The organism is uncultured Phascolarctobacterium sp. (genome assembly GCF_902463975.1).
Classification (GTDB): Bacteria; Bacillota; Negativicutes; order Acidaminococcales; family Acidaminococcaceae; genus Phascolarctobacterium_A.
In genome coordinates, this window is record NZ_CABQHJ010000002.1 from 66,501 (window position 1) to 80,926 (window position 14,426).

Annotated in this window: 13 protein-coding genes; 11 read left to right on the forward strand and 2 right to left on the reverse strand. The window is 48.0% G+C overall.

All coding sequences use genetic code 11. The features are described 5' to 3' along the window. The first annotated feature begins 72 nt into the window (after window positions 1-72). The 10 genes from RDW05_RS01115 to RDW05_RS01160 all read left to right on the forward strand — a co-directional run bounded on the left by RDW05_RS01115 (window position 73) and on the right by RDW05_RS01160 (window position 8,809). Entirely contained in the window at window positions 73-714 is a 642-nt protein-coding gene (locus tag RDW05_RS01115) for a hypothetical protein (protein ID WP_307977529.1), read from the forward strand. A gap of 35 nt (window positions 715-749) precedes the next feature. After that, on the forward strand, window positions 750-1,094 hold the full coding sequence (locus RDW05_RS01120; protein WP_307977530.1) for a hypothetical protein: 345 nt from the start codon (window positions 750-752) through the stop codon (window positions 1,092-1,094). Between the two features lie 63 nt (window positions 1,095-1,157). Beyond that, window positions 1,158-1,631 carry a hypothetical protein gene (locus tag RDW05_RS01125; RefSeq protein ID WP_307977531.1) on the forward strand — a complete coding sequence of 158 codons (474 nt, stop codon included), beginning with the start codon at window positions 1,158-1,160 and terminating at the stop codon, window positions 1,629-1,631. Window positions 1,632-1,641: 10 nt separating this feature from the next. Continuing rightward, window positions 1,642-2,370 carry a hypothetical protein gene (locus RDW05_RS01130; RefSeq protein ID WP_307977533.1) on the forward strand — a complete coding sequence of 243 codons (729 nt, stop codon included), beginning with the start codon at window positions 1,642-1,644 and terminating at the stop codon, window positions 2,368-2,370. Window positions 2,371-2,517: 147 nt separating this feature from the next. Beyond that, window positions 2,518-3,264, forward strand: coding sequence for a hypothetical protein (locus tag RDW05_RS01135; RefSeq protein WP_307977535.1), 747 nt, complete (start codon window positions 2,518-2,520; stop codon window positions 3,262-3,264). Window positions 3,265-3,618: 354 nt separating this feature from the next. Then, window positions 3,619-4,428, forward strand: a complete 810-nt coding sequence (locus RDW05_RS01140) for a hypothetical protein (protein ID WP_307977536.1) — start codon at window positions 3,619-3,621, stop codon at window positions 4,426-4,428. 129 nt (window positions 4,429-4,557) lie between these two features. Continuing rightward, window positions 4,558-5,037 (forward strand): hypothetical protein, encoded by a 480-nt coding sequence (locus tag RDW05_RS01145; protein WP_307977537.1) that lies wholly within the window; start codon window positions 4,558-4,560, stop codon window positions 5,035-5,037. A gap of 185 nt (window positions 5,038-5,222) precedes the next feature. Further along, the gene (locus tag RDW05_RS01150) at window positions 5,223-5,870 is read left to right on the forward strand and encodes a hypothetical protein (protein ID WP_307977538.1); all 648 of its coding nucleotides are present in this window, start codon (window positions 5,223-5,225) and stop codon (window positions 5,868-5,870) included. A 226-nt stretch (window positions 5,871-6,096) separates the two neighbouring features. Beyond that, the gene (locus RDW05_RS01155) at window positions 6,097-7,713 is read left to right on the forward strand and encodes a bifunctional UDP-sugar hydrolase/5'-nucleotidase (protein WP_307977539.1); all 1,617 of its coding nucleotides are present in this window, start codon (window positions 6,097-6,099) and stop codon (window positions 7,711-7,713) included. Window positions 7,714-7,747: 34 nt separating this feature from the next. Next, the gene (locus RDW05_RS01160; RefSeq protein WP_307977540.1) at window positions 7,748-8,809 is read left to right on the forward strand and encodes a hypothetical protein; all 1,062 of its coding nucleotides are present in this window, start codon (window positions 7,748-7,750) and stop codon (window positions 8,807-8,809) included. A gap of 265 nt (window positions 8,810-9,074) precedes the next feature. Here RDW05_RS01160 and RDW05_RS01165 read toward each other — a convergent pair whose 3' ends face one another. After that, window positions 9,075-10,892: a LuxR C-terminal-related transcriptional regulator gene (locus tag RDW05_RS01165; RefSeq protein WP_307977541.1), complete on the reverse strand. Its 1,818-nt coding sequence runs from the start codon at window positions 10,890-10,892 to the stop codon at window positions 9,075-9,077. 29 nt (window positions 10,893-10,921) lie between these two features. Then, the gene (locus RDW05_RS01170; protein ID WP_307977542.1) at window positions 10,922-12,259 is read right to left on the reverse strand and encodes an ABC transporter substrate-binding protein; all 1,338 of its coding nucleotides are present in this window, start codon (window positions 12,257-12,259) and stop codon (window positions 10,922-10,924) included. A gap of 409 nt (window positions 12,260-12,668) precedes the next feature. Here RDW05_RS01170 and RDW05_RS01175 point away from each other — a divergent pair, with 409 nt between their 5' ends. Further along, complete coding sequence (locus tag RDW05_RS01175) at window positions 12,669-14,183, forward strand: SPFH domain-containing protein (RefSeq protein WP_299824726.1); 1,515 nt, start codon at window positions 12,669-12,671, stop codon at window positions 14,181-14,183. Window positions 14,184-14,426 lie beyond the last annotated feature (243 nt).

Sequence of the window (14,426 nt, forward strand, 5' to 3'; positions counted from 1 at the left end):
GTTTTTTTTAGGGTACAATATAGGTATAAAAGATTAGCTGCAAAGCAGGCAGCGGGAAGCGGAGGGATGGAGATGCTGAAGAAAAGCTGTAAAAATGTCCTGGTGGGAGCAATGCTGCTGGCTTCATTGGCAATGCTGCTGAATGGCTGCGGTTCGGATAAGCAGGCTGCTGCAACGCAGCCCAAGGCCACGAAGGTGGAGGAAGCTGCAGCGACTGTGGCGAAGGTGCCTGCCTATGAGCGTGAATACGGCAAGCTGGTGGAGGGTATCTATAATTTTGTTAATGACGGCAATATGGATAAGGTGCCGCAGCAGGGCATGACCGGAATTTATGAGCTGCGTGACCGTATGGGTTACGCTGATGCGTTGAACATGCTTGGTTATACGCTGCAGGATATCAATAATGACAAGGTGCCGGAGCTGATTTTTGCTATCTTGGATAATGAAAAGCAGGGCAAGGGTTATTATGGCAAGGATATCTATGCTATTTATACCTTTGTGGACGGCAAAATCAAATTTGTTGATGAGGGATGGGCTCGCAGCAATATTAAGCTGTTGGCGAACAATATGCTGCTGACGCACGGCAACAGCAGTAATGCGGAATATGTGCTGGCGCTGGAGGATTTGCTGCCGAATGGTAATAAAAGATGCGTTGATATGTACTTTACCTGTTCGAAGAGCAATAATGAACCAGGTCTTGATGTTTACCGCTGAAGGAATATAAGCAACGAGGCTTTAAGGGGCTGGCGATGCAGTATCTGGAATGCATGGGCGTACATGAGCTGCAGGATGCAAAGTTTGATCTTTCCAAGTACGAGCAGGTTTCCGTTCCTAATCCCTTTAAGGGTGCGGATGTGATTTTCCGCAGTACGAAAAATCTGGAAGAGTTCCGCCTGCTGGAGCTTGCTTCCGGCAAGAGCGTTTACAGCAAGGATTTGCTGATGGCTGATGAAAAGCTGGTGTTGCATCTGGAGAGCCTGGAAACTATTCCCAAGAACGGTATCAGCTTTAAGGATGATGCAGGCAGGGAGCGCAGGTTTGCAATTCTGCAAAGCGGTAAGGACGGCAGTATTTATCTGCAGGAGATTGAGTAAGGTGTAACGCCTGAAGAGGGCTTAATTTAAGAGAAGATGTAAAAAACTTTGGAGGTGTTTTTTATGCGTAAAAGATTTTTAGGTGCAATGTTATTGGCGCTTGGTATTGGTTTGTTTGGCGGTTGGGGCAGTGCTCAGGCGAATAGTGTGGCGGAGCCTACGCAAAGCATGCTGCATGTGTGCTGGCTGAAGGATGCTCATGTTAATCCTGCGGCCTGCGAGGTTGTGCGGATGCCGGAGGCTTTTGAGCCGGCGAAGGCTGTAGTGACGAGCTCGGTGGATTTCCCGGATTTTCAGGTGGTGGCGCTGGATTTGCGTGAGGTGACTGAGGAAGGCTATCCTATTTTTAATGTGCAGTCTGTTTATTATAAGGATTTCCTGCGTGCGACGGAGCCGATTATTATTGTGATGCGTGATTCCGAGTCCTTCCCGCGCAATGGTATTGCGGTGCGCGATTCTTTGGGCAGGGAGCGTGTTTTCGGTATTGCTATCAGCGGTGAGGACGGAAGCCTGCTGCTGAGTGAGGTTGAGAGATAGAGGTGTGGCGATGAAGAAATTATTTAGCTTGCTGATGTTCAGCCTGCTGCTGCTTGTCAGTGCACCAGCGATGGCAGCGTCTTATGGTGCATATCCGTATATGCGTTATGGTGCGAATGGCAGGGATAATGCTTCTTTGCATCTGATTTATACGCAGTCCGGCGTTTTTGCTTCTGTTGTTACTTATGATTTGCAGGATGGTAATGCGCCGATGTTTAAGGGCGTGGGTATGCTGGAGAACGGTTCGCTGGTATTAGAGGATTATTCGTTTGACGTGGGCCGTCATGGTGAGGATACACGTTATTTTGGTTATGGCTCTCAGCCGCTTGTTTGCGAGGCTAGAGTGCAAGAGGGTAAGCAGGTTGTGCTGCTGCCGACGGTTGATGCGCGCGAGATGGGGATTACTAAGGTGAGTGAGCCTGATATCGGCGGTACTTATAGGCTTGAGGGAATGCAGGCGGAAGAGGATTATACTATGGCGCTGTATTTCCTGCGTAAGCTGAATGTGAAGAATACCGGTTTGGATTTGAGCAGTAAGGATTATTGGTTTGGCTATGGCAGTCGTTTTGCCGAGGATCCGAACAGCGTTTTTAATTCGTATCTGCCGAAGGATGCCGGCGATTATTTTGGGATTTATGTTTATAATAAGAATGATGAGCTGGTTATGACTTATTATGTGCATCCGAATTTGTGGGATGCTTATAGTGTGACAGTTGATGGTGAGGTTAAGATGCTGTAGGCTGATGTTGTGATTTGATTTTTTTCCGCGCAATGGTATTGCAGCGCTTGCTTCCTTGGGCTAGGAGCGTATTTTCGGTATTGCTTTCAGCGGTATAGAAACAAGCCTGCTGCTGCGCGGATTTGAAAGAAATTAGAGGTGTGGGCGATGAAAAGATTATTTATCCTGTTGATGTTTTGCCTGCTGCTGCTTGTGAGTGCTGCTGCGCTGGCAGCACCGTATGGTGTGTATCCGTATGTGCGTGCGGATAATAAAGGCAACGCTAATGCTTCTCTGTTTTTGTTTTATACGCAGTCGGGCGTTTTTGCTTCTGTTGCTACTTATGATGCAGAGGATGGCAATGCGCCGATTTTCAAGGGCGTTGGTGTGTTGGAGAACGGTACTTTAGTACTGGAGGATTATTTGTTCGATGTAGACGTTAATAGTGAGGAAAGACGTCATTTTGCTTATCCTTCGCAGCCGCTTCCCTGTGAGGCCAGAGTAAATGAGGGTAAGCAGATTGTGCTACTGCCGACGGTTGATTTACGCGAGATGGGCATTACTAAGATAAGCGAGCCGGATATCAGCGGTACTTATAAGTATAAGTCTAGTGAGGGTGCGAGTGCTGATTATCGTCTGGCACTATATTTCCTGAAAAAGCTCCATGTTGAAAACACCGGCCTGGATTTGTGCAGTAATGATTATCGCTTTGATTATGATATGAGTGGTGCTTGGGAACATAACAACGTTTTGAATTCTTATATGCTGCCGGGCGAATATTATGCGATTTATGTGTACAATAAGAATGATGAGAAGGTTATGACTTATTATGTGCATCCGAAGCTGTGGAATGCGCTTCGTGTGAATGCTGATGGTGAGGTTAAGATTTTGTGCAGCAATGATGCTTTAGGTTGATGTTGTGATTTGAGTTTGAGGTCCTTGCGACGTAAGTTAATATTGCGGCAGGTGCCTTTTTGGGTGTTGAAAAAGGGGATGCTTGTGTGTCGCAATTGACATGTCGCAACCCTTCCGTCTGCTCGCTGAAGCTCGCAGCCACCTTCCCTTTCAGGGAAGATATAATAGTATGTACAGTTCTAACTATCGCTGTTGTTGCGAACTTTTATATGCTCCCTAACAGGGAGCTGGCATCGCCGTAGGCGATGACTGAGGGTTGTCTGCAATATATTAATTGATTTTGTTGACTGTTACTTGAACCTTTTTGCCTGCCAATTGGGGAAGCAATGACTATGATTTTCTGGAGGTGCGCTTATGAAGAAGCTATTGAGTGCGTTGGCGTGCGGTGCGCTGCTGTTGTGCGGCGGGATGTCGGTTGCGCGGGCTGATTATTATGAGATGTATAATCCTGCTACCCATGTTGAGGGTGGTGCTATGGTGTATGAAACTACGCGTGGCGTTTTGCTGGATTTGAAGGTGCACAGCGGTGAATGGCAGGACGACCATTACCGCTATGAGACCGAGGCGAGTGGTGTGGTGCGTTTTGCGCATGACGGTGAGCGTTTTATCGGTTATCTGCATGTGCCAAGTCTTGCAAGCTATGAAAATGGTATGGGTTATCCTTCTCAGTACAGATATAGTATGCCGCTTTATGAAAAATATGCTTTGAGTAATCCGCAGGGCTATCAGGCGCAGAGCAAGCTGTACGGTGCCTGGATTTTGGGTGAGCCTGAGGGTAATAATCGGGTGCTGCCGTCCCTGGCCGGTACTTATGAAAGAAGTAACAAAAGAGGTACTCGCTTTGTGCAGGGTGAAACGGAAATGCCTTGGATAGTAGCGAAACTGTTTTTGCAGCTGGTGCTGGAGCCGAATGTTAATTTACTGGACAGAAACAACGGCTCTTTCAGCTTCTGGGATTATCAGTGGGAACAAGAAAAGGCTTTGTATCCTGATGTTGACAAGCGTTACAGCTATCATACTATGACTAAGGCCGGCGATCCCGATTCTTCCGTTCCGGTAAAATTTAAGGATGCGCGCTATCTGGTAGAGAAAAGCGGCAGGCTGATTTATAATGTTGCCGATGACGGCACGGTAAGGAAGATTTACGACTTGGCCAATGAATAGGCCGGCGGTTGTGCTTGCGCACGATTTTTGGCAATGGGGGTGGCGCTGATGCGGTTACTGAGATTGCTGTGTATGACAATGCTGGGGCTGCTGCTTTGTGCAGCAGGTCCGCTATCGGGAGGTGTGGCTATGGAAAGGGCGGTTGACTGGCAGGAGCTGTCTGTGAGCAGCAGAGGTATGAGCAGAGCAAGCTGTTATTCATTTAACCTTTGCCGACGCGATAAGGAGCTGCTGTTTGACAGTGAGTGCTTTGCAGATGGCGAGCGCCTGAAGTTTTACGAGGTACCTGTTACGGCAGAGGAGCTTACACCGCTGGATAAGCTAATACAGCAGCTGCCATGGCAGCTGCGCCAGCCTTCGGCATCTCGTCCTGCGAATTTGCCGCGTGAGATGATTGAGGTGCGCGACTGCGGCAGCTTTTCGTTGACGCTTCTGACGGCAACGGGCGAAAAGCTGGTATGCCGTACTGACATTGAGCAGCAGCAGGAGCTGTTGCGTGAGCTGCAAAGGCTGGCTAAGCAGGTGTATGAACAGAAGCGTGATGCAGGCCATGAGAAGATGCATCCTATGCGTGGCTTTAGGCTGTTCAGGGAATTGCCGGGAAAATAAGCATGAAAGCAGTACGAGCTGCGTTTTTGGCAGGAATTTAGCCGAAAAACAAAAAAATTTACTTATCCTACCCGAAATCGGCAGTTTGGGTGGGGTGCTTTAGCACATTCCGTTGTACAATGAGCTTGTAAGGAAACATGCCTGCGGTTTTAAAAACGCAGGATAATTCTGAGGAGGTGCAACAAATGAAAAAAGGTATTGTATTAGCTTGCTGCGCAATGCTTTTGGCGGAACAATTGCAATCTGCAGAAGCTCTTGACTGGAACAGAAGAATTGGCGTAGACAGAATGATTGACAGAACCATTGATAATACTATTAACAGGGCGGTGAATAAAGTGGAGAAGCAAGAAAAAACCAGACGTGTAATTTTCCAAAACCTGCCGCAATCGGCAGCTGAAATCGGACCGGAAACCGATGCTCAGCAGGTTGCAGCTTATACTGTAGCAGCACTGGCTCGCTATGAAACCAATCCGGCAGAGGCAATTGCAATGCTCAATAAGCTGTTGGGACCAAGACCGGTACCTAAAAGAGATGAACAATTCCTGGCAGACCGTTTCCGCGGCAGACAATATCTGATGCGCTCCTACTTCATGGGCGCAGCTCCGGAAAACAACTATCAGCCGGATATGCCTTATACCGTAGAGGTTAAAACTAATGCCTATACTTATCAGGAAGAAGGCTATGCACGTTTTATGATTACCTGCGGCGGCGCTGACAGCCCGCGTCCGATGACTGTACGCCAAAAGGCTTCTACCGGCGAATGGTTCCTGTGGGATTACAAGGGATTGCTGAGCGGCATTAAAACTCCGGCAGCAGATGATCCGTGGTCTTAAGAATTGTGCAGCTGAGAAAATCAGTGTAGCATAAAGCAGGCAGCTTTCCTGTGGCAGCAAGCAAAATTACTTGCCTGCCACCTGGGAAGCTGCATTTTTTTGCCATAATAGCCTGAAAATCTGTAAAATTTCCTGCCACCCTACCCGAAATCAGCTTTTCGGGTAGGGTGCTTTTGCTTTCTTGAGGGTATAATGAAGGTACAAAAGCTGGAAGGAAGTGGTGTATATGAAAAAATTCCTGAAAAAAACATCGCTGTTTTTAGTGACTGCGGCGATGACTGTTTCCGCTCCGCTGATGGCGTGGGCGCTGGAGCATGACATTGTTATTCTGCATACTAACGATATCCATTGTGGTATTAATGATAATATCGGCTTTGATGGCCTGGCGCAGATTAAACGCGATACCTTGGCCAGAACGCCGAACGTAGCGCTGGTTGATGCAGGTGATGCCATTCAGGGCGCACCGATTGGTAAGCTTTCCCGTGGTTTGGCTGTTGTCAGCATCATGAATTATCTGGGCTATGATTTCTGCATTCCCGGTAACCATGAATTTGACTATGGCATGGACCGTTTTATGGAGCTGGTTCCGCTGCAGCGTGCAGGCTACTATTGCGCTAACTTTGTTTATGCCGGCAACAATAAGCAGGTTCTGCCTGGCTACAAGATTATGCAATATGAGGATACCAAGGTAGCCTTTATCGGCGCAAGCACTCCGGAAAGCCTGACGACCTCTACGCCGACCTTCTTCCAAAATGAGAAGGGACAGTATATCTACAGCTTCTGCGAAGATAAGAGCGGCAATAAGCTGTATAAGCAGCTGCAGAAGAATATTGATAAGGCTCGCAAGGAAGGCGCAGACTACGTATTTATCGTTGGCCATTTGGGCATGGACGGTACTACCCCGCAGTGGAGCAGTGAAAGCGTTGCTAAAAATACTCAGGGTGTAGACGCTGTTATCGACGGCCATTCTCATGAGCGCTTCACCCGTATGGTTAAAAATAAGGTTGGCAAGGATGTATTGTTAGCACAGACCGGTACTAAGCTCAAAACTGTAGGCGAGCTGGTAATTACTCCTGACGGCAAGCTGAAGAGCCAGCTGCTTACTAAATCCAACGGCAAGGACGCTGCTATTAGCAGAGTTATTGCCCAGGAAATAAAGACCTATGAGCCTTTGCTGAAGCAGCCTGTGGGCGAAGCCTTGGTACAGCTGCGCAGTAATGACCCCGCGACCGGTGAGCGCATCGTGCGTAACCGTGAATGCAGCTTGGGCGACTTTGTTGCCGATGCTTATAGAGCAGTGCTGGATTGCGATGTAGTTCTGGTAAACGGCGGCAGTATCCGCAACGAAATCAAAACCGGCGTAATCAGCTACAACGATTTGCTGGAGGCCTTCCCCTTCGGTAATATGTGCGTAGTATTAGAGACCAGCGGACAGCAGATTCTTGATGCGCTGGAGATGGGCTCTATGAGCTATCCGGAAGAAAGCGGCTGCTTTATGCAGGTATCCGGCCTGAGCTACACGATTGACAGCTCCGTTGCTTCCAGCGTTGAGTTGGATGCCAAGGGCAACTTTGTGCGTGTTGCCGGTGCCCGTCGTGTAAGCGATGTCAAGATTGGCGGCAAACCGTTAGACGTTAAGAAAAAATACACTGTTGGCGGTACCTCCTACATGCTCAAATTCGGTGGTGACGGCATTACGATGTTCAAGGGCGCACGTTTGGTGCAGGACGAAATGATGAGCGACGCAGATACGATTATGGAATATCTGCAGAATCATCTGAATGGCAAGGTTGGCGAGCAATATGCTAATCCTTACGGCGATGGTCGTATCGTCATCAAATAAAGAGCGTTCTATATAAAACAAGGAGATGATTGTTATGTTGAAGAAACGTATTGCGATGGGAATTTTGACCGGACTTCTGGCCTGCAGCTTTATTGCCGGCTGCGGCGGGGGTGACAAAGGCACCAGTGAGCCACCTAAACCGAAACCGATTGCTGCCGATTTGAAGGATTTGCCGAACAAGGATATTAAGGCCGGTGGTAGAACCTTTAAGCTGTTCGCGCTGAAGAATAATTCTAAAGTGCGTCTGGAAAATTCCTATGGCAAGGGCATGAAGCTGGCTGTTGTCGGCAGAGATATGATTTATGCCAACGTTAAGGACAGACTTGTGCAGATGCAGTGGGATAAAGATGGTCTGCGCATGTTGGACAATAATGTTGATGCTTTGTCCGGTAATGCTAAGATTTCTTCCGATGGCACCAGAGGCATTTTCTATAACAATAAGAGAATGAGACTCAACTATTTCGATAGCGAAACTAAGCGCATTGAAGAGGCACAAGGACGCTTCAATAACCTTGTTGTAATTCCTAAGGGCAATGCGGACAAGGCTTTGATTTGGATGAACCAGGGCGATATGAGAAAGGTTGAGCTGCGCAACGGCTACAGAGTAGGCAAGGATTTAGGCACAGTACGTAAGGAATCCAGAAGCCGTGCTGCTGACGACAAGGATAAAATCAATATTCCGCAGAGCGTTGTTGCAGACAGAAACGGTGATTTCTATGTTGGCGGCAATGCACGTATCGGCACTCAGGATGTAGGCCTGGTAAGCGTTTATGACTTCAATGGCAAGCAAAAACGCGTCATCGGCAAGGAAAAACGTGAAGACAGCAAGGCCATCAATTCCTTAACCGATATAGCTTTGACTGATGAATATCTGGTAGTCAGCGATTCCTCTGTAGACAAGCAGCAGCTGCAGATTTACAGAAAGAATACCGGCACGCTGGTTGGTACTGTAAGCTATAAGGATTTGACCGATAATAAGGAAACCAGCATCGGTGCATGTGTAAACCTGGCAAATATGCCTGATAACAGAGTTCTGGTTGCCCTCAGCAATGACAGAAAAAATATTAAAGATGAATTCTTCATCCTGCAACTGTAATGTAGGGTAGAAGGCATGACAGAAGCTGTAAAATTTAAGAAATAAAGATTTGAACACCCCCGAAAGATATATTTTTGGGGGTGTTTGAATTATAGCTTAAATTGGATATTTGGTTTTAGCAGTGTGTATGGCTATATATAATAAAAATGAGCGATAATGTGAGCGATAAAATGAGCGATAAAGTTAATATTGCAATAGTAACCCCTAAATCACGAAAGCCTCCGACGAGTAAACTCGCCGGAGGCTTTTTGCTTGCTTTGGTGCGTCAATGCTCTGCGTTGCGCATCAATTCGATATACTGCAGCAGCTCCCTACGGGTTTTTACGCCCAGCTTGCTGTAGATATTTTTATTATGATATTTTAAGGTGTTTTCGGTAATACCAAGCTGGCTGATAATATCTTTGGTAGAGCAGCCTTGTACATAAAGGTTAAAGATGTCCTCCTCCTTAGGTGTCAGCGTAGCAAGATTATCGATAAACATCTGATAACTGTCGGGATCGACGGATTCCAGCTTCTTTTCAATGGCTTTTTCCAAAGCAGCTTGGGCAAAGTTGAACTGCTGCTGTGCCTGCTCGCGTTCCTGCTGAGCCTGCAGCTTTTCTTGCTGCGTCTGCTTCATTTGCAGGCGTACCTGCGTGATTTCGTCCTGCAGGGCAGCAAGCTGCTGCTCCAGCTGAATATATTGGTTGGCAGTCTGCTTTTGCTTTTCCTGTGCTTCCTGTAAGCGCACAGCCGCTTGACCGTACTGTTTTTGTACCTGATTATTTTCGCTTTGCAGCTGGCGCAGCTTTTCGGCCTGCTGCTCGGAATGGTTCTGCAGAAATTCAAAGAACTGGTTAAGCTCCAGCACATTGGCATGCGGAGGGGCATCGGGATTTTGCTGCAGCTGCTGCAAATCCGCTACCAGCGGGTCTACATATCTTTTGCTGAAATAACCGGCAGACAGCAATGAAAGCAGCAGAATAATACCCAGCATTATCAGCAGACGCATTTTTGCCTGCCCCTGCAGATGATAATAGCTGTCGGCAGGCAACATGACTGCTACCCTGTGCTCCGAGGCACCGACCGTCAAGGGAGCGGTGAAGCCGATGAAGCGCTCCTGACCGGCAGTAAATAATTCATGCTCGCCGTCAGAGCTGGTTTTTATAGTAGAATTGACGAAGGAGGCCGGATTGGAAAGCTGTCCCTGGTATTCGTTGTCCGCCTTTTTATCGAGAATAGCGGTAATCAGCGGATAGCCCTTGTAATTGGCCTGCTTGGTGCGCTGTTGGAAGTAAACGCTGCTGATTTCAAAGCCGCAGATACCGATAATCCTGCCGTTATTACTGTTAATAGGCATCAGGAAAAGACGGGACTGCTCCCAGCTTTCTTTGAGGTGGGCAACGTCTGTCAGGATATATTGTTGGGAAATATTATTTTCCTTGGCATGCAAAAGCTTATCGGCCTGCGGATAGGCGTGGACGTTAAGCTCCAGCTGCCAGGTGCTGTAAAGGCTGATGTTGTTATTGCGGGCAACCTGAGGGTTGCCGCGGAACATACATGTTTCATTGAAAAGGGTGTTTTCGGAATAGATATTGGTAAATTTGAGAAAAAGACCGTTATAGGTTGGTTCCAACAGATTCGTGTTGACGCTGGCGTTGAGCAGATACAGGGCGCCGCTGGCTGGAGCCTGCTGCATCTTGGCAGCAAGAGTCTGATAGGTTGCCTGCTGGATAGCTGTCAAAGCCTCGGGATTGTTGTTCAAGGCATCGTAATTATTGTAAATGCCCTGCTCCAGCATAACGCGGTCGATATCATTCTGCAGCTGCTGCGACAAATCGATATTGTGCGCAGCCAGCGCGTTCATCTGGCGTTTGATATCGTTGGTACGGGTGTTAAGCTCATATTCAAGAAAGCGGTCGATATCATGGCTTGGTGGCTGTACTATGCCGATAACGTTTAACAGAATCAGCATAGCAGAACCTGCCAGCAGCACCAGTGACAGCAGGTAAATAATGAAACGGCCGCGCATAGAGCGCTTGTTATGCCATATTTCCTTGCCTATAAGCAGCAGTCTTTTTATTTTAGTGAGCTTATTGAGCATTAAGAGCCTCCTTGGTAGGATTTTTTGGCTTATTGCTTGTAATTCAGCAGCTTCTGATAACTTTCTTCTACTAACTTATCAAGCGTTTGCTGTGGATTGGCACCGCCGGCAATTTCCTGTAAATATTGCTGATGGGCAGCGCGCAGAATATTTTTGCTGCCGTATTCCAGATTCTGCTGAATTTCGGCAGCATTGTGCGGCAGATGCAGCCAGGTGCCTTGTTTGTATACCTGCTGCATGCAGGTATACAGCTTGCGGTATTTGTAATTATGCACGTTCTGAGGATTGTTCAGCAGCTTAGGCAGTGCCTGCTTGTTAGAAGGCAGGTAGCCTGCGTTCATAGCAAAGTTCAGGTTGTTTTCTTCCTGCGCCAGCCATTTGGCAAAAACAACGGCTGCCAGGTTTTTGCGTTCGTCTGTGCTTTTGATGGCAAATAATCCTACACCGCGCTGCAGCAGTGTTACTTTACCGCCGCTGAAAACAGGGCAGGGATAATAGTTGGTAACGATAGTTTCACGCGTGTTGTCGGGATTGGTGACATAATCGCGCATATAAAGAATGGCGGCGGTGGAGCCGACGTTGCTGATTAAATCGGCTGTTTTCCAGGCATCGGCCGCATAACCCTTTTCAATGCCCAGACCACCGGCGATAGCAGGCTCGGCTGCGGCACGGAAGATGCGCTTGAAGTTGGAGCTGGCAAGGTCCGGCTTGCCGTCCTTGATTAACGGGTCGCCCAAGGAAGCCATGCTCGTCAGGTAATAGTTATAGAAATCGTCCAGCTGGCACATGTTTTTGCCGCCGGTCCAGGTATAATACTTGCGGCAGAGCGCAAATAGCTTGTCATAATCGGCGAAATCCTCGGTGCTGGCACCTGTTGCCGCAGCAAAGCGGTCAAAATATGTCTGGTTTACAAAAAGCAGTTCGGTGGATTTTGCTACCGGTAGCATTAGCAGCTCCTTATCCTGATAGCCTTCGGCTAAAAATTCCGGCTGGTAAACAGCTAAATCTTCTTTATCAAGATATTTGTCCCAATGCAGCAGCTTATCGTGCATTGCGGGGATAACACGCGGATAGGCGGTAAAAAGGTCGGGCAGCGGCACAGCGCCGGGCTCCTGCTTGGCAGAGGCGAATAAAGCTTTGTCGATAACGTTGGAGCTGCTGACGGAGGCTACCTTAACGATAACACCCTTGGCCTTGCCTTCGCTGGCGTTAAATTTTTCTATTGTATCATTAAATGGAGAGTTTGTTTGGTTGCCATAAACGTGCCAGATGGTGAGCGTTACCGGCTTGGCCGGGTCGAGTGATGCCTTATTGCCGCAGCCACTGCTGAAAGCGGTAACAAGACAGAGCAGTAACAGCACCAACATACTGTATAAGGAAGCAGAAAATTTTTTTGATACAACGGACATGAAAAAAACCTCCTGAAAGAGTATTTTTAGAGAAAAAAGGTAAAAAATAAGGAAAATTTACCCTTATCCTACCCGAAATCGCCATTTGGTGTAGTGACGAAATGCAATTTTTATATTAAACTTAAGGCAAGGAAGCGGAAAACAGCTTACCTGCACAGATAATTTACAAAGATTGTCTAACAATTAGTTTATCACAAATCAAAGTATTAGTGAATAGTTTTTTACTACAGATAAGGATAAGATAAATATTTTACAATTTCTTGGCTGATAAGTGTACAGCTGTTTTATTCAAAGACCTGTTAATATTAAGCGGGTTTTGATAAAATATAATTGTTAATTTTTTAGTGATACAAAAGGAGGTTGTATTATGGGTTTAATTAAAGCGGCAATGGGCGCTGTAGGCGGCGTACTGGGCGACCAATGGAAAGAGTTTTTCTATTGCGAAAGCATGCCTCCCGAGGTTCTGGTAACCAAGGGTATGAAGCGTACGTCCAGCCAAGGACGCAGCTCCAACACTTCTGCAGAAGACAACATCATCAGTAATGGCAGCGTTGTTGCTGTCAACGAAGGTCAGTGCATGATTATCGTTGAGCAGGGCAAGGTTGTAGATATGTGCAACGAGCCCGGCGAATATGTATACGATACTTCTACTGAACCGTCTATCTTTACCGGCGATCTGAAGGATAATGTAAAGGCAATTTTCGGTCAGATCGGTAAACGTTTTACCTTCGGCGGTGACCCCGGCAAGGATCAGCGCGTTTATTACTTCAATATGAAGGAAATTTACGGCAACAAGTTTGGCACCGCTCAGCCGATTCCTGTACGCCTGATTGACAACAACTTAGGCATTGATTGGGAAGTTGGTATCCGTTGCTTCGGTGAATACAGCTATAAGATTACTAATCCGCTGCTGTTCTACACCAATGTATGCTCCAACATCACTGACGAATATCGTCGTGACCAGATTGACAGCCAGATGAAGAGCGAGCTCATGATGAGCCTGGGCGTTGCCCTCGGCACGCTCACGGAAAACGGTATGCGTTACAGCGCACTGCCGCGTCATGGCAAAGAAATCGCTAACGCTTTGAACGAAGATTTGAGCGACCAATGGCGTGACCGCCGTGGTGTAGAGGTTTATTCCTTCGCACTGGCAAGCGTAACCATGTCTGAGGAAGATGCTCAACGTCTGAAAGATATCCAGATGCTCAGCAATCCGAACCGTGCAGCAGCAGCTATGGCTGGTGCTACTGCAGACGCTATGCGTATTGCAGCTGGCAATGAAGGCGGCATGGGTGCAATGGGCGGTTTTGTTGGCATGAATATGGCCGGAATGGCCGGTGGCGCAAATGTGGCTGGCTTGTTTGCCCAAGGACAACAGCAGCAGATGTATGCTCAACAGAATCCTTACGGCCAACAGCCTCCTTACGGACAACCGCCTTATCCGCAACAGCCGCAACCTCCTACTCCGCCGCCGGCCGCCCCTGCCGCCCCTGCGGCAGCAGCACCGGCAGCAGATGCCTGGACCTGCAGCTGTGGCACTACCAATACCGGCAAGTTCTGCGCTAACTGCGGCGGCAAGAAGCCTGAGCCGAAACCGGCAGAGGGCAGCTGGACCTGCAGCTGTGGCACTACCAATACTGGTAAGTTCTGCGCTAACTGCGGCAGCAAGAAGCCGGAAGATAAACCGGCAGAGGATGGCTGGACCTGCAGCTGCGGCGCTGTAAACAAAGGCAAGTTCTGCGCTGAATGCGGCAGCAAGAAGCCTGAGGGAGCACCGCTGTTCAAGTGCGATAAGTGTGGCTGGGAGCCGCCAGATCCGCACCATCCGCCTAAGTTCTGCCCTGAATGCGGCGATATTTTCGACGATAACGACAAACAATAACCTCATATATTAACAGCTTGCGTCAGATGCGAATGCAAGCATGATGTATGCTCCTATGCTGCCCCCTTCCGCCTCACTACGTTCGGCACCTTCGCTATACTAAGACCCATTTTCCACTAAGTGGGAAATGTTGGTCGTGTTATACTCGAAGAGTGCAAGGGGAAGGCAAGAGAAAAGCATTTTGCGAATTTCCTTGGTTCCCCCTTGGGGGAACTGTCGCCGCAGGCGACTAAAGGGGGAGCG